This is a genomic window from Salinimicrobium terrae DSM 17865, assembly GCF_000424665.1.
Taxonomy (GTDB): domain Bacteria; phylum Bacteroidota; class Bacteroidia; order Flavobacteriales; family Flavobacteriaceae; genus Salinimicrobium; species Salinimicrobium terrae.
Genome location: NZ_AUKI01000005.1, coordinates 38,951 through 60,285, shown reverse-complemented (window position 1 = coordinate 60,285; position 21,335 = coordinate 38,951). Strand labels below are relative to the sequence as shown.

Here is a 21,335-nt window from a genome sequence, read left to right as displayed (position 1 = left end):
TTAAGAAATAGTATGTGTGAAACTGTGTATGAAAATCCTCATGCCGAGAGGATCAATGGAATCATTAAGAATAAGTATCTAAAGGGATACAATCCCATCAACTATGATAGTTTGAATAAGAAATTAGATAAAGCTGTGTACATGTACAACCATGAAAAACCTCATAGTTCCATTCATCATTTTACACCGGTAGAATACGAAACGAGATTAAACAAAGAATTAGTAACTTTAAATTAAATAGGATCATAAACCAACTTCTAAAAATGATCAACTCTATTTAGGACTCCACAAATTAACAACCCACAACCCACAAATTAACAACCCACAACCCACAACCCACAACCCACAACCCACAACCCACGACCCACAACCCACAACCCACAACCCACAACCCACGACCCACAACCCACAACCACAACCCACAACCTTAAGCAGGAAATGGCAGAGACAGATCTACTGGAAAAAGTTAGGGCCCACAGGTGTGCTGCGTTAAAGTCTTCCTTATATTTACGCGGTAAAAATTTTTACATGCCCCGTAAAAAAAATCTACATTTCGAGATCTCCGAGAGGAAGGTCTTTCTTCGCATTTTCGATGTAGTCTGGGTGCTGTTTTCCCTGTACGTGGTTAGTATCCTTTTTAGGCTGGATTATTTTCATTTTGATGCCGATTCCTGGTACTGGAGTATTGTCCTTGCAATATACATTACTCTATTTAACGGGATCTTTGAACTTTATGACCTTCAAAAAGCCGGAAATTACTATACTGTCCTGCAGAATGTGGTGCTGGCGAGTTCAGTTACCGTGCTGTTTTTCCTGCTTACGCCTGTGGTGACTCCGGTCTTACCGGAAAACCGCCTACAAATTCTGTATTTTTTTATCACTATTCTGTTCACCTTATTACTTTGGAGATTCTCTTATATCACGCTTATTTCCTCTCCCAGGTTTTACCGGCGGGTCCTTATCATTGGGGAACCCCTGGAGGTAGAGCTGGTGGCTTCACATTTACAGAAATCGGATCCCAATTATAATATCGTCGGTTTTGTAAATCCGGGAAAAGGCAGTGTAATAAATTCTGAAGAGATTGGACTGCAGGATTTCTCCGGGGATGTGTTGGTTGATACAATCAAGGAGAATAGTATTGATGAGGTACTTATTTCTAATGTGCCGTCGTCGACTGCTGAAGGTCTTTACAGTCAGGTACTGGCGCTGCTCAGGGAGGGTTTTCCGGTGAAGGATTTTAATGAGGTTTATGAAGATAAAACCAGCAGGATTCCTGTACAGCATTTAGAACGGAACTTTTACCAGTTCTTTCCCCTCAGCCGCAGTAATAATAATAAATTTTACCTCTTTTTTCATCGTATGGCTGATATTATAGTTTCTATTATAGGAATCTTTATTGGCTGTCTTTTGGTGCCTTTCATTTACTTCGGAAATTTAATTGCTAACCAGGGAACTCTTTTTTACAAACAGGAGAGAATTGGCAGGCATGGCAAATCCTTTAAAATTGTAAAGTTCCGGACAATGCGTTATAATGCAGAACCCGACGGGGCAGTCTGGGCCACGAAAAATGACATCCGCATTACCCGCTTCGGAAAGTTTCTCCGCCGTTCCCGTCTGGACGAGTTTCCGCAGTTCTATAATATTCTGAAAGGAGAAATGAGCCTGATCGGTCCTCGGCCTGAGCGACCTGTTTTTGTAAAAGAATTATCGGATTTGATCCCCTTTTATGCTACCCGCCATTTCGTCAAACCCGGACTCACTGGTTGGGCGCAGGTAATGACTGATTATGCCGACAGCCATGCCGATAGTCTGGAGAAACTTCAGTATGACCTTTACTACATCAAACATCGAAATATTTTTCTCGACATTACCATCCTCACCAAAACGTTGAGTACCATCATTTTCTTTAGAGGACAGTAGGTTTTTAGTTGGCAGTTTTTAAGGTAGAAGTACGAATTTTGAAGTACGATATCAGGTTAAACTTGGAGTCGGTTTTAATTTGGTATTTGTCCTAATGTTCACGTAGTTGTGAGGGAGGGAAAAAACTTGATCGTGGCAAACTTCACTCTCGTGAGTAGAGATTCCATTTATTCTAAAAAATCAAAGCAGAAATTCTCGAGAAGGGGATTGTTTTAATTGCTCTGAATATTCTATTCAATAAAATTATCTTTTTGAAGTATCTTTTTTGTAAGTGTAGTGGTCCCCGGGCGTTAAGAATTTTTGAAGCCTTGGAGAAAATTTAGCCCGAGGAGCACGGTTTTAATTTGGCGGTAGCAAAATTGGAAACACCTTCAAAAAAGTGTCCTTTTTTTGGTTCGTTTTTTTGGACAAGCAAAAAAATGAACAATTATGAAAGAAAATGATTTTTAATCGACCGAAGGGAGAATTGCTAAAAAGATTCGAAAAAAATATCAATGACAGGATGTCCATTTTCCTCCAATGGATAAATTTTTTTATCTCAGATCTCGCAATGCCTGTCGGAGAGAAGGAGAAAAATACAAGTAAGCTAACCGGAGAAGGGATGGATTTAAAAATGAAAGAATATTAGCATATTGGTGATAAAAATACTGCCCACTGACCATCGTACAATGACGACTATTTACGTGATCTCTTCCAGGGTACCATAGCAAAAAGAAATATGAAAAGAGCCAGGAACAGGGAGATTCGTGCAATGTAATCTCCAAAGCGGGTGTAAAAGGTGAGGCGGTCGTTCAGGGTAACGTTCCCTCGCAGTGCGCCCAGCTCTTCGTAGCCCAGGGTAGATGTAATTTCGCCCTTTTCATTTATAAAAGCCGAAATACCTGTATTGGCACTTCTGGCAATGGATCGGCGGTTCTCAATGGCGCGCAGCCGAGCGTAACTGAGATGTTGCTTATGACCCTGGGTATTTCCCCACCAGGCGTCGTTGGTGATGATTGCAAGAAATTCTGCACCTTCAGTGACATAACCCGTAACGAAATCTCCGTACACTGATTCGTAGCAGATTATAGGCCCTACTTCTTCATTTCCGGTAACTTTAAAGGTTCCGCGGCCTTTTTGCGTGGTTTTCATGGCTACCGTGCCGCCCAAGTCGATCATGACATTTCCCAGAAGTGGTTTAAGTACTTCCTGGTAAGGGAAATTCTCCACCCCAACCACTAATTTCGATTTGTGGTAAAAATGAACCGAATCATTGGCAGAGATCATAAAGGCGGAATTGTAATCATCATACCAGTCATTTGGCCCTAATTGATTACTCTGCCCTCTTACTCTTCCAGGATCACTAAAGCGATCATACATGGAAATCCCGCTCAAAAATGAAATTTCCGGATGGTTGTTTACAAATTGGGTAGCAAAGAAATTTGCTTCCGAATTTTCGAAGCGGCTTAGGACAGTTCCATCGGCAAAAACGGTTTCTGGAGCAACAACTATACGAGTATCAGGGGTGACATTTTCTTCGGCAAGTTCTGTAAGCAGTTCCCCAATACGCTTGTCATTGGTATTGTATTTTTCTGTGTAGGGATTAATATTCGGTTGTAATACTACTGCCTCAAGTGTTTCCTGGCTCTCTTCATAGTTCCACAAGATGACGTAAGAGATCCCTATGGGTACGAGAATCAGCAAAGCGTTTTTCACAAGTCCGCGGTAAAGTATTTCCTTTACCTTGTGTTGGCGGTACAGTAAAATCATTTTAAGGAGAGCGATATTTACAAGCAGGATCCAAAGTGTACCTCCAAGAGTCCCGGTAAATTCATACCACTGGATCCAATGAGGAAATTCTGAAAATCCGTTACCAAGGTTTAACCATGGCCATGAGAATTCCCAGTTGAGGTGCAGGTATTCGAAGGCAATCCAGATGCTGATGAAAAAAGAGGCAGAGGCACTGAAATTCACCCTTTTTGCCACTATATGAAACAACAGAAATACCAGTGACATGAGCAGAGAATTAACTGTAATTGCGAAAACACCTCCAAATGGTGTGGAAAAATAAAGCCAGTAAGTTGTAATAAGGTTCCATATAAAGAAACTGAGATAGGAGAGGCCAAGGATCTTCCATTTGCGATTGTGAGCCTGTTTAACCCTAATGTTATGTTCTGCGTAAAGTAAAGGCACAAAAGCAAAGAACAGCAACAACGGAAATCCATATGTGGGCCACGCCAGTGCCAGTAAAATTCCTGAAAGTAAAGCGTAAAGGAAGTGTTTCATAGTAATTTGTGGATAGCAAATTTAAACAATTAAGAATAATCAATGAACAGCTAACAATTAGCAATTAACAATGATCAATAAATGACTATTGCTGCGGATTTGCACTCCGGGACGAGAACCGACTATTGGCTTTCAGAGCGCAGTTTTTGCGGAGCGAAGAATCTTTCGTGTAGGATTGAGATCCCTTCTTCGTCGGAATGACACTCCTATACAATTTTGAATTCTATATGTTGAATCCCTCTGATGGTCCGGATTTGCACTCCGTGACGAGAACCCACTATTGTCATTCAGAGCGAAGTTTTTGCGGAGCGAAGAATCTTTCGTGTATGACAGAGATCCCTCCTTCGTCGGAATGACAATTCTATACAATTTTGAATTCTAAATTTTGAATCTTGAATCGACGTGGCAGTCTTTTTTTACTATTTTTACACAAAACCCACCAATATGAGCTTTGCAAAGCACGTTCCCAATGCTATCACATTAATCAACCTTCTTAGTGGCAGCATCGGTGCTATATTCGCTGTACAGGGCGACCTGGTCATGGCAGCGATCTTTGTGGCGCTCGGGATCTTCTTTGATTTTTTTGACGGACTTGCTGCCCGGCTTCTTGATGTGAAATCGGAACTGGGATTGCAACTAGATTCCCTGGCCGATATGGTTACCAGTGGATTAGTTCCCGGAATTGTAATGTTTCAGCTGTTTAGACAGGCCCTGCCGGGATCGGCTGCTCAACCTACCTACTGGACATCGGGACAGGATCTCCTCGAATGGAACCTACCTGTTTTTGCACTCTTTGGTCTGCTGGTTACCCTTGCTTCAGCATACCGGCTGGCAAAATTTAATATCGATGAACGCCAGACAGATTCTTTTATTGGCCTGCCCACTCCGGCTAATGCTCTTTTAATATTAAGTTTGCCCCTTATCCTTATTTTTCAGCCGGAGCCTTTTCTTGTAGATATCATTCTTAACCCGTGGTTTCTTGCGGCATTAACCCTGTTTAGCTGTTTTATGCTGAATGCAGAAGTTCATTTGTTCGCATTAAAATTCAGCAGCTGGGGATTTGCAGAAAACAAAGTCAGATATTTGTTTCTCATCTTCTGCCTTATTCTTCTTATTTTCTTACAATTTGCTGCCATACCTTTAATTATCCTGAGTTATGTGATCGTATCTATGGTTACGAACAAGAAAGATGGAGAGACGGAAGCGGAGAGCCATTAATTTCAAAAATTCCAAGCAACAAATTCAAAATTCCAATCTGTAAATCATTTCGTATCAGAAATTGTGATGACGCAAATTTACAATCCTTGAGTAGTTTAATTTATTCGTTATTTCGCTCTCCGTCAGTCCGAGTGAATTAATTTCTGCTACGGTAAGAATAAACTTTTTATCGAGGAGGAGGGGTTAGTTTACCGCCTCTGTTCTCGATACATTTTTTCTTCACTTTCGTTCAGCAAAAAAACTCGAACTGACGGCTAACTGATGGTGCGGATTTGCAATCCGTGTCGGTTATTGATATAATTTTAAATTTTAAATTTTAAATCCTGAATCCTGAATCCTGAATTCGTCTCTGGTCGCTACTCAAAAATCTTCTTCTTCCTTAATTCAAAATTCTGTCCCAAATATACTTTTCTTACCATTTGATCTTCGGCAAGTTCTTCAGGGATACCTGCTTTTAAAATACGACCTTCAAACATTAAGTATGTACGATCTGTAATAGCGAGTGTTTCCTGTACGTTGTGATCGGTAATTAGGATTCCTATGTTTTTGTTTTTCAGCTGAGCGACAATCCGTTGGATGTCTTCTACAGCAACCGGATCCACTCCGGCAAAGGGTTCATCCAAAAGAATGAAATTTGGATCTGTAGCCAGGGCACGGGCAATTTCAGTACGCCGGCGCTCCCCTCCGCTCAAAAGATCTCCTCGGCTTTTACGAATATGTCCCAGACCAAATTCCTCTATAAGAGACTCCATCTTTATTTGTCTCTCTTTTTTTGAGAGGTCTGTAAGCTCCAGCACGCTCATAATATTGTCTTCAATGCTTAGTTTTCTAAAGACCGAGGCTTCCTGGGCAAGGTATCCAATCCCGTACTGCGCACGCTTATACATGGGAAATTTAGTAATGTTCTCCCGGTCGAGGAAAATCCTCCCGCCATTTGGTTTGATCAATCCTACGATCATATAGAAAGAAGTTGTTTTTCCGGCCCCGTTAGGACCAAGCAGCCCGACGATCTCCCCCTGATTTACTTCTAGGGAAATGCCTTTTACAACTTCACGACCTTTATAGGATTTTACAAGACTCTCGGCGTATAACTTCATTTAGTAGATATGAGATATTAGATATGAGTATTGAGATTAGCAATTATTGTGCAATTTTTTTAAAGATAGAAATTGTCAGACAATTACTCCCCCGTTGGGGGCCGGGGGGCATCCTAACTTTTAACTAGCTCCGGGCTTCCAAAGCTTCCCAAAACTCATAAGCTTTCCTCAAGTGTGGAATAACAATAGTTCCTCCAACGAGGGTGGCGATGCTAAGCGCTTCCATTACTTCCTCTTTGGTTAGACCTTCTTTGTGGCTGGTTTCCAAATGATATTTAATACAATCATCACAGCGCAACACTGCTGAAGCGACCAATCCCAATAATTCCTTCGTTTTTACATCCAAAGCTCCGGGTGCGTAAGCGTTAGTATCGAGATTAAAAATCCGTTTTATGATCTTATTGTTGTCGCCAAGGATCTTTTCATTCATTTTCTGGCGATATTCATTAAATTCTTCTACCTGATTTTTCATAGCTTCTGTTTTCTTAATTTTCTTTCTTCTTTTCGGGTGACAATGCGCGAGATCACTATACTCACTTCATATAATATAAGTACTGGGATAGCCACAATGATCTGACTCAAAATATCTGGCGGAGTTATAATTGCGGCAAGAATTAGCACGATTACCAGTGCAAATTTCCTGTATTTCCGAAGAAACTCCGGAGTTACAAGGCCTATCTTGGTCAGGAAATAAATGATAATTGGCAATTCAAAAATAAGTCCGCAGGCGATCACCGAGGAACGTACGAGACTTATATAACTCCCAATGTCAAATTCGTTTAAAACTACCTCACTTACCTGGTACTTTCCGAGGAAATTAATGGAAAGGGGCGTTACCAGATAGTAACCAAAAAGGACACCCATGAAGAACAGCAACGAAGAAATAAAAATAAATCCCCTGGCTGTGTTGCGTTCATTGGTGTACATGGCCGGAGAAATGAATTTCCAGAACTCGTAAATAATGTAGGGAAAAGCAACAATAAAGCCGGCAGTAATAGAGGTCCAGACGTGTGCGGAGAATTGCCCGCCCATGGTCCTTGACTGGATAGTGAAAGGCATATCGTCAAAACAGAATCCACCTTCTAAGCCGACGAATGTGGATAAACGACATAGAATATCATAGGTGAAAAAGTCAGCATTAGTAGGACCAAATAGCAGAACGTCAAAAATGAAACCTTTGGCAAGAAAAGCCGCACTACCGGCAATAACCACGGCCAAAGTCGCTCTGATCAGGTGCCACCGAAGATCCTCCAGGTGATCCAAAAATGACATTTCATCGGCAGATTTTACTACTTTCGCCATACTAGATTATTCCTTCTCTAATTAGGTTGTGAAGATGCACAACTCCATAAAACTCTTTGTTTTTCACTACTAGTAGTTGGGAAATCTTGTTGTCTTCAAGAACATCCATGGCGTCTACAGCCATGGCATCGTATTCGATAGTCTTTGGGTTACGGCTCATAATGTCTTTTGCGGTCAATCCTGATATATCAATACTTTTTTGAAGCATTCGGCGTATATCGCCATCTGTTACTATCCCCAAAATTTTGCCATTTTCCAGGACCGCCGTGACTCCGAGCATTTTTTCTGAAATTTCCACGATAACCTGTGGAATTGCCGCCTCGGGACCTACCGCGGGTTTTTGATTTTGATCTGCGATATCATGTACCCGCAAATACAATTTTTTACCTAAAGAACCACCGGGGTGGTATTTTGCAAAATCCCGGCTTGAAAAGCCCCGAAGGTTCAACAGGCAAATAGCCAGGGCATCACCAATTACGAGTTGTGCGGTGGTGCTGGTTGTGGGAGCCAGGTTGTTAGGACAGGCCTCCTTCTCCACATAGGCATTGAGAATATGATCTGCCTGTTTTCCTAAAAAAGAATCGGTACTTCCGGTGATGGCGATGAGCGTATTTCCGAAGTTCTTAATAAGGGGTACAAGCACCTTAATTTCAGGAGTATTTCCGCTTTTGGAAATGCAAATTACAACGTCTTCCTGTAATATGGTACCCAGATCTCCATGTATAGCATCGGCGGCGTGCATAAATACTGCCGGGGTGCCGGTTGAATTTAAGGTGGCCACGATCTTTGTAGCGATTACCGCACTTTTTCCTATGCCGGTTATAATGACTCTACCCCTGGATTTGAACACCGCCTGTACGGCTTCAGCAAAATTTTGGTCTAATAATTGCTCTAAATTCGCTATAGCTTTGGCTTCAGTTAAAATGGTTTCTCTGGCAACAGAGAGTATTTTTTCTTGAGGTGTCAAATTTGTAGAGTTAGAAATTGTATGGAGTAAAGAAAACCGTATCTTTATTTGATGCAAATGTATGTAAAATTGTAACACAATTGAATGACTTCGCAGGAAATCAATTTACACGAACAGCTTAAGAAATACTTTGGTTTTAGCCAGTTTAAGGGCCTCCAGGAAGAGGTAATAAAGAGTATAGTTAACGACCATAACACCTTTGTGGTGATGCCAACCGGGGGTGGGAAATCCCTGTGTTATCAATTACCGGCACTAATTAAAGATGGAACGGCAATTGTTGTTTCCCCTTTGATCGCTTTAATGAAAAACCAGGTGGATGCCATCCGCGGAATTTCTTCTGAAAACGGTATCGCTCACGTCCTTAATTCCTCCTTAAATAAGACTGAAGTAAAACAGGTGAAAGAAGATATCACCAACGGAATTACCAAACTTCTGTATGTTGCGCCCGAATCTCTGACAAAAGAGGAGAATGTTGAATTTTTACGCAGCGTAAAAATCTCATTTATGGCCATTGATGAGGCACATTGTATTAGTGAGTGGGGGCACGACTTTAGACCTGAATACCGAAATTTAAGGCATATTGTAAAGCGTATTGGCGATGATATTCCTATTATTGGTCTAACGGCTACGGCTACGCCAAAGGTGCAGGAAGATATCCTGAAGAACCTGGCCATCACCGATGCCCGTACCTTTAAAGCTTCTTTTAACCGTCCAAACCTTTATTACGAGATACGTCCCAAGACTAAGAATGTGGATGCCGATATCATCAGGTTTATTAAGCAAAACCAGGGGAAATCGGGTATTATCTATTGCCTTAGCCGCAAAAGGGTGGAAGAACTTGCCCAAACACTGCAGGTTAACGGAATTTCTGCCGTGCCATATCACGCGGGACTCGATGCTAAAACCCGCTCCAGGCATCAGGATATGTTCCTCATGGAGGAGGTTGATGTGGTAGTAGCCACTATTGCCTTTGGAATGGGGATCGATAAGCCCGATGTTCGGTTCGTGATTCACCATGACATTCCAAAAAGTATAGAAAGTTATTACCAGGAAACCGGTCGGGCAGGAAGAGATGGCGGGGAAGGCCACTGTCTCGCATTTTATGCCTATAAAGACATAGAAAAGCTGGAGAAATTTATGAGCGGTAAGCCAGTCGCCGAGCAAGAGATTGGCCAGGCACTGCTTCAGGAAGTTGTGGCTTTTGCTGAAACTTCTGTTTCCAGGAGAAAATTTATTCTTCACTACTTTGGAGAAGATTTCGATGAAAAAACCGGCGAAGGGGCCGATATGGATGACAATGTCCGGAATCCTAAAAAACAACACGAAGCAAAGGATGAAGTAGAACTGTTGTTGAAGACCATTAAAGAGACAAAACAGCTTTATAAATCCAAGGAAGTGGTGAACACTTTGGTTGGGAAATCTAATGCCGTGATCAAGTCTCATCGTACAGATGAACACGATCTCTTCGGAAAAGGAGCCGGTAAAGATGACAAATACTGGATGGCTTTGTTGAGACAGGTTTTGGTAGGAGGATTTCTGCGGAAGGATATCGAAACTTACGGAGTGGTTAAACTCACCGAAAAGGGTGAAAAATTCCTGAAGAACCCTGATTCCTTCATGATGACCGAAGATCATATTTACAAGGTTGATGGCAATGACGGCATCGTTACTGCAGCCAAATCTGGCGGGGGTACCGACGAAAACCTGCTGAAAATGCTGAAGGATCTGCGAAAGAAGGTGGCTAAAGACAGGGGACTCGCAACGCATCTTATATTTCAGGATCCCTCTCTGGAAGACATGGCCTTAAAATATCCTGTCTCCCTTGAGGAGCTTGGAAACATACATGGGGTAGGAGAAGGAAAAAAATCCAAATCATACAGCAAGGAATTTGTTGATCTTATTGCTAATTATGTTGAAGAGAACGAAATCACCCGTCCGGACGACCTCGTTGTAAAGACTACCGGGGCCAATAGCGGACTAAAATTATACATTATTCAGAACGTAGACCGCAAACTTCCGCTTGATGATATTGCTGCCGCCAAAGGCATGGAAATGTCCAATTTTATAAAAGAAATGGAAGCTATTGTTTATAGCGGCACCAAGTTAAATATCAATTATTGGATCGATGATATCCTGGATGAAGACCAGCAGGAAGAGATGCACGAGTATTTTCTCGATGCCCGGACCGATAAGATCGAAGATGCACTTGATGAATTTGAAGGAGATTACGATGAAGAAGAATTGAGACTGTACAGGATCAAATTCATCAGTGAAGTAGCAAATTAAGCTTATAAGGATTAAGGTTTTGGACAAATAGTGGGAACAGGAATTCCACCGGAAAAGAATTATACAGATTTACATATAAATTATCGACTTTTCTGTATTAGCGGTGAAAGATAAAACTCTTGACCTCTTCAGAAGTAACCTGATCTATAAAGACAGCTGATTTCCCTTAGGTATTAGCATTTATCCAATAACTTTTTTGATCACCCAGGCAGGGCCAATCAGCAGGAACTGCAGGTCTTTCAGGAAAGAAGATTTTTTGCCTTCTACTTTGTGTCCGTAGAATTGCCCCATCTATGCTGCTACGAATATAAATAGCGAAACAAGCCAAAGGGTGGCAAATTGGGAGATAAAGAAATTTCCGGCAATACAAAGCGCAGCAAATAAGAGGACCTTTATTCCCATTGAAATGGAAAGGCGCATGTAGAATAACAGGACCAAAATTAATGCTACAACCGCCCAATTTTCCAAAAAGGTGATATATATATAGGAAAGATCCCGGTTAGCGGTCCCGGAGGGATACTCATAAATAATCCAATTATTGAGAAGAAAATTGCAGGGACACAAATGTAATGTATCACCTGGTTCGTCTTGTTCTGATGACTCACGGCATATTCAGAAAACCATTGATCCAGTGTTCGCATAGATTTTGTTGCAGTAGAACCAAGATAGCATTTTTGAATATATTTCGCAGGAAATTTGTATTTTCAGGATCTAAATGAACATCAGGATAATGGCTGAAACTGCTTCAAATACCCTTCCGTTGGGAACAAAATTAATCGACTTTGAATTACCCGATGCGGTTACGGCAAACCTTCATTCTTTAGTCGATGTGCAGGGGGACAGAGGAACGGTAATCATGTTCCTGTGTAATCATTGTCCGTACGTTAAACATGTGGTGGATGAAATTGTGCGGGTGGCGAACGATTACCGGGTGCTGGGCTTTGGCTTTGTCGCCATAAGCAGTAATGATGTTAAACAATATCCCGAAGATCATCCAGATCTTATGTGGAAGTTCGCGCGCAAGCATAACTTTACTTTCCCGTATCTCTACGATCGTACCCAGGAAGTTGCGCGGAACTACAAAGCAGAATGCACCCCTGATTTTTACCTTTTTGACGGGGAAGAAAAGCTGGTTTATCACGGGCAACTTGACAGCTCCCGTCCCGGTAACGGACACTCCTTAAATGGGAGGGAACTGCGGGAGGCTCTTGATGCCTTACTTGGAAGCCGCCCTGTACCGGGGCCACAAAAGCCCAGTGTGGGATGTTCCATTAAATGGAAGTACATTGGAAAGTAGTAAGAATTAATTCTTGAAATTAATCTGGTACCTGTTCATTGATGATCATTGTTGTTCGATTAATAAAAATAAATATTCCCGAAACCACCTGCTAATGCTGATCTAATACCCTCTTTCGCTGTTTGAGGAGGTGGGTTTCAAATTTCAATTTTTTAAAGTCTTGGCTCTGGATTCTGGAAGTGGAGCGATCTCGATTCTTTTCTCGGACAACAATGATTAATCATAGATCATTGAATAAACATTAACTCATTTTTAACTGCGGAAGAATTTCTCTGGAAATTTATTGATTAAATTTAAGGTTCTTTATTCATTTAAAAATATTGAAAATTATGAGTACACTACGTTTAGGAGATAAAGCCCCCGATTTCGATGCAAAGACTTCGGAAGGAGATATAAATTTTTATGATTTTCTTGGTGACAGTTGGGGAATCCTGTTTTCGCACCCGGCCGATTATACGCCTGTTTGTACCACAGAACTAGGTGCAGCCGCCAAATATAAAAAGGAATTTGAAAAGCGGAATGTAAAGGTGATGGCGCTAAGTGTAGATGGCGTTGAATCTCACAAAGGATGGATCCAGGATATTAATGAAACCCAGAATACTTCGGTTAACTTTCCCATCATAGCAGATGAAGACCGCAAAGTTGCCGATCTCTACGATATGATCCATCCAAATGCGGATAATACGCTCACAGTAAGATCTGTGTATGTTATCGGGCCCGACAAAACAATTAAGTTAATGATTACCTATCCCGCCAGCACCGGAAGAAATTTCGAAGAGTTATTAAGAGTAATAGATTCCCTGCAACTTACTGCCTATAAAAAAGTAGCGACTCCTGCCAACTGGAAATCCGGAGAGGATGTGGTTATAAGTCCGGCAGTGACCAATGAGGAAGCGGAAAAACTATTTCCAAAAGGATTCAAAGAAGTGAAGCCGTATTTGAGAATGACTCCTCAACCGGATTAGGAGTTAATCGACAAGGCAATTTTTGTTTAAATTGCCTAAAAATAGAAAGACCTCACAGGTTTAAACCTGTGAGGTCTTTTGTTTATATCAAATTGAACTTTTTATTTCACCTTCACAAGTTCCACATCAAAAATGAGTGTGGCATCCGGAGGTATAACACCGCCGGCTCCTCTTGAACCGTAAGCCAGATTTGATGGTATTACAAATCTTGCCTTATCTCCTTCCTTCAGGAGCTGGATTCCTTCATCCCAGCCTTCTATCACATGACCTTTGCCTAAAGGAAAATCAATAGGTTGTTTTCTTTTGTAAGAGGAATCAAATACTGTCCCATCAGGTAACATTCCTTTATAATGAACAGAAACTGTGTCACCTTTTTCTGCTTTCTTACCGTTACCTTCTGAAATCATTTTATAGCGCAATCCGCTGCCAGTCTTCTCAAATCCCTGGGATAACTCTCCCAACAACTCTTCCTGTTGCTTTTTAGCCGCAGCCTCTCTTTCAGCTTTTGCGCCGTTAAATTGGCGGAATGATTCCACTGCCTTGAAATTTTTAGCCGATTCTCCTTCTCTCACGATCTCTACTTTTTCTATAGAATCTCCCTGCTTGATCGAATTCACCACTTCCATTCCCTCAACAACATGTCCAAAAACAGTGTGCTTTCCATCGAGCCACGGGGTTTCAACGTGAGTGATAAAAAACTGACTTCCGTTTGTTCCAGGGCCTGCATTGGCCATGGAAAGAATTCCGGGACGGTCGTGTTTAAGATCGGGGTGAATTTCGTCTTCGAACTGGTAGCCGGGTCCGCCTGTACCTGTGCCTTGAGGATCACCACCCTGCACCATAAAATCGGGGATGACACGGTGAAATTTTAATCCGTCATAATAAGGTTTCCCTTGTGGCTTCGCTTCGTTTTCAAGGTTACCTTCTGCCAGTCCTACAAAATTCCCTACCGTTCCCGGGGTTTTTTCATGTTCCAGTTCTATTGTGATCTCTCCTTTAGTTGTATGGAGTTTTGCATATAATCCGTCGTTCATATCGTGATTTTTAGTTAAAAAGCAAAGATAAAATAATGATCATAGTTTTATAGTGATGTCTTTGGAAAGGTGAAAGAATTAGCAGAATGTTAAGGAAAAAAAGGGCAATTCTGGAGCTTTTATTTTTTTAGCAGAAAAACTTTTAACTTCTGTTTTAATTTTTACTTATAAGATTTGTTTTTCTTTTATTTGAAGTTGATTGCATATTTGGAAGCCCGGAAACTTTTTTCTTTTCCGTCTAAAGTAAACTTCCAAAATGCCATTTTTGAGAGGAAATATTATTTGTTTCTCCGGTATGAAGTGTATGTAGAAAATAAAAATAGCTCATGGATAAAAATTTAATTACCTGGAAAGACTTCGAAAAAGTAGAAATGCGAGTAGGTACTATAACTGAAGTTTCAGATTTTCCTGAGGCTAGGAATCCGGCTTATCAGTTAATGATAGATTTTGGCCCCGAAATGGGAATCCTTAAATCTTCGGCACAGATTACTAAGCGCTATTCGAAAGATGATCTTATAAACAGGCAAATTATTGCGGTAGTCAATTTTCCGAAGAAACAGATCGCCAACTTTATGAGTGAATGCCTGGTACTGGGGTCTGTTGGTGCCGGGAATGATATTGTGCTCCTGCAGCCCGAAACAAAAGTTCAAAACGGTTTGAGAATAGGCTAATTTCGTTTCAGTTTTTTATCTTTGCAGCGTGAAATTCTTAGCTGTCTTCATATCTCTCCTGGTTTTAGTTTTGAATGGAATGCCGTGTTGTGCAGATGACTGCAGCAGCGAAGACTTCTCGGAACAACAGGAAACAAACTCCCATAGCAATGAACTTTGTTTTCCTTTTTTAAGCTGCGGCAGCTGCAATGCAGTTGTGTTTCAGGAAGAGCCTTCAGAAATGTCATTTTTGGATCCAATTGGATCTCAGGAGCTTTCTGAGGCTGAAAAAGGATTATTTTCAGAATTTACACTTCGCATCTGGCAACCCCCAAAGAATAGCTAATCATCTCTAAGGGATCTTTCCCAAAGCTATTTTTTCAATATTAAATAATTAAAATGAAACGAAATATTTTTTTGTTCCTGGCCATTTTCTTTTGTGGTCTGGCGGCAAACGCACAGGACGTGCTTAAAATTAAAGTTATAGACGCTGAAACCAATGAACCTCTTTATGGTGCCAATGCCTTTATAAAAGGAACTACAATTGGTGCCACAGCAAATGAAGAAGGGTTGATCACCCTGAAAAATATTCCTGAAGGTATTCAGATCATTCTGGTAAGTTATGTGGGTTTCGCCACACAGGAACTCTCTATGGAATTCCCTCTTGCCGAAGAGAAATTTATTACAGTTAAACTCGCTCATGAAGGGGAGCACATGGAAGAGGTTATAATTTCTGCCACGCGCTCCCGCAGAACTATTGCCGATCTTCCTACCCGGGTTGAGGTGATCTCGGGAGAAGAACTTGGCGAAAAAGGAAATATGAAGCCGGGGGATATTAGAATGCTTCTCAATGAGACTACAGGGATCCAGACACAGCAGACTTCCGCGACTTCCTATAATTCCAGCATTCGTATCCAGGGACTGGATGGAAAATATACACAGCTGCTTAAAGATGGGTATCCTCTATACTCCGGATTCTCGGGTGGATTGAGTTTGCTGCAGATCGTTCCCCTTGACCTTCAACAGGTAGAAGTCGTAAAAGGAGCTTCGTCGACCCTGTATGGCGGCGGAGCTATCGCCGGATTGGTCAATTTGGTATCCAAAACCCCCGGCGAGGAGCGGGAGATCAATTTCCTGCTTAACGGAACTTCGGCTCTTGGTCTTGACCTTAGCGGATTCTACTCCGATACATTCGGAAAATTTGGAACTACACTCTTTGCTTCTTATAATTATGGAAATCCTTATGATCCGGCAGATATTGGCCTTACTGCAATCCCTGAATTTAACCGTATCACTATCAACCCAAGGCTGTTTTACTATCCTTCCGAAAATGCTACTTTGGAACTGGGAGTGAATACAGTTATTGAAGAAAGGACAGGGGGAAATATTGAATTTTTGGAAGGTGAGGAAGTGGAAAATCCTTACTTTGAAAGGAATAATACTGAAAGGATCACCACCCGCGCCGGCTATACCCAACTCTATGAAAATGGTAATGCCCTGATGGTGAAAAACAGCTTTAGCTTTTTTGAACGAAAAATTGAGATCCCGGAATTTACTTTTTCAGGAAACCAGTTGGCCTCCTTTAATGAAATCGCATATAATTTCGGAAATCTTGATCTGGAGTGGGTTGCAGGACTTAATTTAGTGTCGGACCGTTTTGAACAGGATCCTTTGGGAACTTCTGATGTCGTGGATTATAACCACATCACCTACGGCGCCTTTCTTCAGAATAACTGGCGTATCTCCAACATGTTTAGCCTGGAAAGCGGACTTCGCACCGACTATCAGAACGAGTATGGCTGGTTTGTGCTGCCGCGGCTATCAGCAATGGCAGAATTTTCAGATGCATGGACCATGAGACTGGGCGGGGGATTAGGCTATAAAACTCCTACTATTTTTACTGAAGATGCTGAAAGAATTCAATTTCGCAATGTGGCTCCTATAGATGTGTCACAAACTGAAGCCGAAAGATCATTTGGAGCTAATTTCGATATCAACTATCGGACAAACCTTTTTGAGGTGATCGACTTTAGCCTGAACACGCTCTTTTTCTACACCCGGGTGAATGATCCAATCATCCTGACCGGTATATCCAATCAGGCGACAACGATCTATTCCTATAATCAACCTGACGGCTACCTGGACACACAGGGAATGGAAGCTAATTTGCGTTTTGCTTATAAGCATTTTAAACTGTTTACCGGTTACACTTTAGCCGATGTTAATAATCACTACAGCGGAGAAACTTATGAAGCCTCGCTTGTGGCTCAGCATCGCCTGAACAATGTGTTGGTCTATGAAGTTCATGGTAAACTACTAATTGGACTTGAAGGCTACTATTTCGGTGAGCAGGAGCTGGAAAATGGGATGACAGGACAGGATTACTGGATCTTTGGTTTGATGACCGAAAAGAAATGGGAGAACTTTTCCCTGTTCCTGAATTTTGAGAATTTTACCGATACCCGTCAGACCAGATTTGACAGTATTTATACAGGTTCAATTTCTGATCCTGAATTTAAGGATATTTATGCTCCCGTCGACGGATTCGTTATTAATGGTGGGATAAAGATCCATCTATAAAGTTGCGGTTTTGTGCTTATAATTGTTTTTAAGAAGGTGTGCTAAAGAGAGCCTGAAGGGTCTTCCTTAATGAGATGTACCGGTTACACTTTAGCGATTAATCTAATAACTAGATGCCGAATTCGTGATCCTTCTTATACGAAGGCACTTATATTCTTCTGAACTAAACCGTCACCCTGAACTTATTTCAGGGTCTCTGGTAGGTCAGAAGTTTATGGAAATCTTGCAGTTCTAACTTAAATTTATTCTATGGAAGATAAAACTCATATAAAGAAACTCCATTACGCCCTAATTCTAAGCTATATCACAATTGGTTATAATTTAATTGAAGGGGTAGTATCGACCTTTTTTGGAGCCAGTGATGAAACCCTTGCACTTTTTGGATTTGGTCTTGACAGTTTTGTAGAAGTGCTTTCGGGAATAGGAATAGCACATATGATTTACCGCATGCGACGAAATCCTGTGAATGAGCGGGATGGTTTTGAGATCAGAGCATTAAAAATCACCGGAACTGCATTTTATATACTAACTGCGGGTTTGGTAGTTGGAGCTGGGTTGAGTGTAGTATTCGGTTCAGAACCTGATACTACTTTAGTTGGAATCATCATTGCTGTTCTTTCAATTCTCACAATGTATTTTCTGTACAGGGAAAAGATAAAAGTAGGAGAGGAGCTGAATAGCCAGCCGATAATCTCCGATGCCAAGTGCACAAAAACCTGTTTCTACCTATCTTTTATCCTGCTCATTTCAAGCGGACTTTACGAGCTGTGGCAAATACCTTATGTTGACGCCCTCGGAAGTTTGGGTATCGCATGGTATGCCTGGAAAGAAGGTAAAGAAGCTTTTGAGGATGCGAGGTCGAAGGGTTTAAGCTGTAGCAGTGACTCTTGTTAATCTGACTTTCTTGGGCTAGAGCCCGGGGAGAAATTTTATTGTTTGCCAGTGGCTGAAGCCACTGGCAATTCATCTTTATATGGTTTTAGCTTTTTGTAACTGTCAGGAGTGGATTAAATGGTTTGCCAAATTCAGAGTATTTGAATTGCCTCCGGCTTTATCCGGAGGACGAAATGAAAAATAAGAAAAGGGCTTTAGCTTAAAATAAGAAGAGATTCCAAAAATGGCATTTTTGGAACCTCTTCTTTTTTATCTCAAGTCTCAGATCTCAGATCTCAAATCTATTCTACATTTCATCTCCAAAGAAAATTGCATTCATCAACAATTTATTCGTCCCATACCAGAACGCCCTGAAGTTGGTGTTATCTGTAAACAAAATTATATTTCCTCTTCCCATTGAATTGTGTTTAAAAGGTACAGTACCGGGAAGTAACTCAAGATTTTCTTCACTTATATACCCGCTTAAAAGAGGATTTTCAGTGTAGATTATCGGATTCTTATAAGAAGTTGAATCTGCTTCCACAAATAAGGTAGTATCTCTGAAAAGAGCAATTTTATCATCCTTGTATCCGAAATTGACAGGGTGAGATAAATCTTGTTTGGCTTCAAAAATAGCACCTCCAATTCCCTGTGCACCCCTGAAGTCTCTTCTCTGCTCAAAAGTGACATTATTTGCCTCCACTTCATTTTTCTTAAATTCAAGTTCCATGAATTCATTCTTGTCAAACCAGGTTGCAGCATTTTTATAACCTATAAGCGTGCCGCCGCGGCGAACCCATTCTTTTAACTTATCGGCCTCATCTTTTCCTAAAGCGTTGCCCCAGGCATTGGAAAGGATGATATCTGTATAACGGCTCAAATCGGTACGCGAAAAATTCTTAAGATCCAGTTTAGTGATCTTCATGTCGTAGCGTTGATCGAACAGGTGCCAGATTTCCCCGGCATCATAAGGTGTAATACCTTCCCCGACCAATAAGGCTACCTTTTGCGGTTCCAGAGCCCGAAACTGGTTACTTCCAAGGTTCACTCCCCCTGTTAATCCCGTGTCGGCTGCCGAGATCTCAACATGGGCATCTTTTGATACTTCTCTAAGGAAGTCGTAGATCTCTTCAGAATTTATTTCCTGATTTTGTGCAGGAATCAAAATAGTTCCATAATCATATTTTTTGTTTCCGACATTAAAAGGTTGCATTGCGACTTGTGCACGCAGTCCTTTGTTCAGGATCTCGTTTAAGGCTTTTGGAGCTTCATAAGGATGCCATTCCATGAGATAGGCATATTCACTCTTGGCGGGAAGATCTACTGCCGGTCTCGTGAGGCTGTCGATCATTTGCCCTGCTACACTCATCCTCGCTTCATCTGTGAAATCCAGGTTGAAAGCCAGCGGGAAAGTCCAGGCCGAAATGTCATAAAAAAGGCTGTCTTGAAATTCTGTTCTTTGCTCAAACATAGCCTCCAGAAGCCGATGTTGTTTTTGCTTCTTTGGGACTACGTAGCTGCTCCCCGGTTCAAAAGATTCACCGTTTTCGGTGAAAGGCTCTCTTAGTTCATGTAGTTCTACCTTGTGGCGTTTAAGAATTTCGGCCAGGTGATAAGCCGAGGAAGCATCTTTACGGTTTCCGAAGACATAAGCTCCTTTTTCAGCTTCTTTTCTGGCATTCTGGTAGAAATTTCTCTGGTACTCCAGGAGTCTTACGCGCATTTCTTTAGCAGCTTCAAGTGTAGAAAGTGCCGCAGTGAATTGATTCCGAATGGTAAATGGGAAAGTCAGAACCCCATGATCAGTTTCCTGGGCATGTCCGCGGGAACTTCCCTGTTCAAAAAGTATCCCCACACTTCCCTGGATGTCGGGGAAAGTAGAACCCTTTCCGTAGTAAAAATCGTCGTAATTCTCCTCTGTGTAATACAGGGAACCAATATCATCAAAAGCGGCAGCATGGTAGGTGCCTATTTCCCTGGTCAACTCCTGATTAAGATCGGGCGTAAGAGGATGTGTTCTTGAGGGAATTCCGGGCTGAAAGAAAAAGGTAGAGTTGGAACCCATCTCATGATGATCTGTCAGCACATTAGGATACCAGTTATGAAAAGTTTCGATCCTTGCGCGACTTTCCGGCAATTGAACCGGCAGCCAGTCCCTGTTCATATCAAACCAGTAATGGTTAGTGCGTCCACCCGGCCAGGTTTCATCGTACTCTCTATCCTGTGGATCGGGATTAATATTGGCGCTTTTGTTCGTGTTCACCCAGGATGCGAAGCGTTGTAATCCATCCGGATTGAATACAGGATCAAATAAAATTACAGTATTCTGTAGTAATTCTTCAATCTCCGGACCTTCAGCCGCAGCAAGATAATAAGCGGCCAGAAGTGCAGCGTTTGCACCACTGGCTTCATTTCCGTGGATTGAAAACCCCTGGTTCACCACTACGGGCATTTCAGAAAGATCAAGATCTTCGGAACCCGGTTCGGTCAATGCTACATGTCGGCGTCTTATCTCCTCCAGGTTTTGATGATTTCCTTCCGAGGTTATTTTAAGCAGTATTAGAGGCCTGCCTTCAAATGTTCTTCCCCTGTTTTCAAGAGTAATTCGGGGAGAAGCTTCAGCTAAAGCCCTCATATAATTAACAATTTGATCGTGGCTCGCGTGCCATTCTCCGGGAATATAACCCAGAACATCCTGGGGTTTTGGAATTTCAGCATTGTATTTCACATCCTGCGGCAGGTAATAGGAGAGGTCAAGTTCCTCCTGCGCAAGTAGATGGAGGTTAAAGAATAGAAAGAGGACAATAAACAATGATCTCATAAATGACATTTTTGGGACCCTAATATAAAAAAACCATCCCAATTGCTCGGGACGGTTATT

18 protein-coding genes are annotated in these 21,335 nt (G+C 41.6%); 10 read left to right on the top strand and 8 right to left on the bottom strand.

Annotated features, from left to right (window positions below):
• Together H148_RS0102265 and H148_RS0102260 are read left to right on the top strand one after the other, a co-directional pair.
• Positions 1–237, top strand: a 237-nt coding sequence (locus H148_RS0102265) for an integrase core domain-containing protein (protein WP_169578537.1), incomplete at its 5' end; no start/stop codon positions are given.
• A 291-nt stretch (positions 238–528) separates the two neighbouring features.
• Complete coding sequence (locus H148_RS0102260) at positions 529–1,920, top strand: sugar transferase (RefSeq protein ID WP_029033348.1); 1,392 nt, start codon at positions 529–531, stop codon at positions 1,918–1,920.
• Positions 1,921–2,595: 675 nt separating this feature from the next.
• Here the strand turns inward: H148_RS0102260 and lnt are convergent.
• Positions 2,596–4,185, bottom strand: a complete 1,590-nt coding sequence (gene lnt, locus H148_RS0102250; RefSeq protein ID WP_029033346.1) for an apolipoprotein N-acyltransferase — start codon at positions 4,183–4,185, stop codon at positions 2,596–2,598.
• 444 nt (positions 4,186–4,629) lie between these two features.
• Between lnt and H148_RS0102245 the strand changes: the two genes are divergently transcribed.
• Positions 4,630–5,403 (top strand): CDP-alcohol phosphatidyltransferase family protein, encoded by a 774-nt coding sequence (locus tag H148_RS0102245; protein WP_029033345.1) that lies wholly within the window; start codon positions 4,630–4,632, stop codon positions 5,401–5,403.
• Between the two features lie 356 nt (positions 5,404–5,759).
• Here H148_RS0102245 and lptB read toward each other — a convergent pair whose 3' ends face one another.
• From lptB to H148_RS0102225, 4 genes are all read right to left on the bottom strand, one after another.
• The gene (lptB, locus tag H148_RS0102240; protein ID WP_029033344.1) at positions 5,760–6,500 is read right to left on the bottom strand and encodes an LPS export ABC transporter ATP-binding protein; all 741 of its coding nucleotides are present in this window, start codon (positions 6,498–6,500) and stop codon (positions 5,760–5,762) included.
• 124 nt (positions 6,501–6,624) lie between these two features.
• A complete protein-coding gene (locus H148_RS0102235; RefSeq protein ID WP_029033343.1) occupies positions 6,625–6,972 on the bottom strand; it encodes a carboxymuconolactone decarboxylase family protein in 348 nt (115 codons plus the stop codon).
• Entirely contained in the window at positions 6,969–7,802 is an 834-nt protein-coding gene (tatC, locus tag H148_RS0102230; protein WP_029033342.1) for a twin-arginine translocase subunit TatC, read from the bottom strand. The genes H148_RS0102235 and tatC overlap by 4 nt, the downstream gene beginning before the upstream one ends.
• 1 nt (position 7,803) lies before the next feature.
• Positions 7,804–8,769: a KpsF/GutQ family sugar-phosphate isomerase gene (locus tag H148_RS0102225; protein WP_029033341.1), complete on the bottom strand. Its 966-nt coding sequence runs from the start codon at positions 8,767–8,769 to the stop codon at positions 7,804–7,806.
• An 84-nt stretch (positions 8,770–8,853) separates the two neighbouring features.
• Here H148_RS0102225 and H148_RS0102220 point away from each other — a divergent pair, with 84 nt between their 5' ends.
• A complete protein-coding gene (locus tag H148_RS0102220) occupies positions 8,854–11,055 on the top strand; it encodes a RecQ family ATP-dependent DNA helicase (RefSeq protein ID WP_029033340.1) in 2,202 nt (733 codons plus the stop codon).
• A gap of 446 nt (positions 11,056–11,501) precedes the next feature.
• Here the strand turns inward: H148_RS0102220 and H148_RS18985 are convergent, their stop codons facing one another.
• Entirely contained in the window at positions 11,502–11,696 is a 195-nt protein-coding gene (locus H148_RS18985) for an Mpo1-like protein (protein WP_342663233.1), read from the bottom strand.
• Positions 11,697–11,785: 89 nt separating this feature from the next.
• Here H148_RS18985 and H148_RS0102205 point away from each other — a divergent pair, with 89 nt between their 5' ends.
• Positions 11,786–12,352: a thioredoxin family protein gene (locus H148_RS0102205; RefSeq protein ID WP_029033339.1), complete on the top strand. Its 567-nt coding sequence runs from the start codon at positions 11,786–11,788 to the stop codon at positions 12,350–12,352.
• A gap of 329 nt (positions 12,353–12,681) precedes the next feature.
• Positions 12,682–13,317: a peroxiredoxin gene (locus H148_RS0102200; protein ID WP_029033338.1), complete on the top strand. Its 636-nt coding sequence runs from the start codon at positions 12,682–12,684 to the stop codon at positions 13,315–13,317.
• A gap of 101 nt (positions 13,318–13,418) precedes the next feature.
• Here H148_RS0102200 and H148_RS0102195 read toward each other — a convergent pair whose 3' ends face one another.
• Positions 13,419–14,351: a peptidylprolyl isomerase gene (locus H148_RS0102195; protein ID WP_029033337.1), complete on the bottom strand. Its 933-nt coding sequence runs from the start codon at positions 14,349–14,351 to the stop codon at positions 13,419–13,421.
• Positions 14,352–14,677: 326 nt separating this feature from the next.
• On the opposite strand from H148_RS0102195, the gene H148_RS0102185 reads away from it, so the two are divergent.
• The 4 genes from H148_RS0102185 to H148_RS0102170 all read left to right on the top strand — a co-directional run bounded on the left by H148_RS0102185 (position 14,678) and on the right by H148_RS0102170 (position 18,475).
• Positions 14,678–15,022 (top strand): tRNA-binding protein, encoded by a 345-nt coding sequence (locus H148_RS0102185; protein WP_029033336.1) that lies wholly within the window; start codon positions 14,678–14,680, stop codon positions 15,020–15,022.
• A 28-nt stretch (positions 15,023–15,050) separates the two neighbouring features.
• The gene (locus tag H148_RS0102180) at positions 15,051–15,347 is read left to right on the top strand and encodes a hypothetical protein (RefSeq protein ID WP_156877184.1); all 297 of its coding nucleotides are present in this window, start codon (positions 15,051–15,053) and stop codon (positions 15,345–15,347) included.
• A gap of 53 nt (positions 15,348–15,400) precedes the next feature.
• Complete coding sequence (locus H148_RS0102175) at positions 15,401–17,581, top strand: TonB-dependent receptor (RefSeq protein WP_029033334.1); 2,181 nt, start codon at positions 15,401–15,403, stop codon at positions 17,579–17,581.
• Positions 17,582–17,830: 249 nt separating this feature from the next.
• Positions 17,831–18,475: a cation efflux transmembrane domain-containing protein gene (locus tag H148_RS0102170; RefSeq protein WP_037324511.1), complete on the top strand. Its 645-nt coding sequence runs from the start codon at positions 17,831–17,833 to the stop codon at positions 18,473–18,475.
• Positions 18,476–18,761: 286 nt separating this feature from the next.
• Here H148_RS0102170 and H148_RS0102165 read toward each other — a convergent pair whose 3' ends face one another.
• Positions 18,762–21,275, bottom strand: a complete 2,514-nt coding sequence (locus H148_RS0102165) for a M14 family zinc carboxypeptidase (protein ID WP_029033332.1) — start codon at positions 21,273–21,275, stop codon at positions 18,762–18,764.
• Positions 21,276–21,335 lie beyond the last annotated feature (60 nt).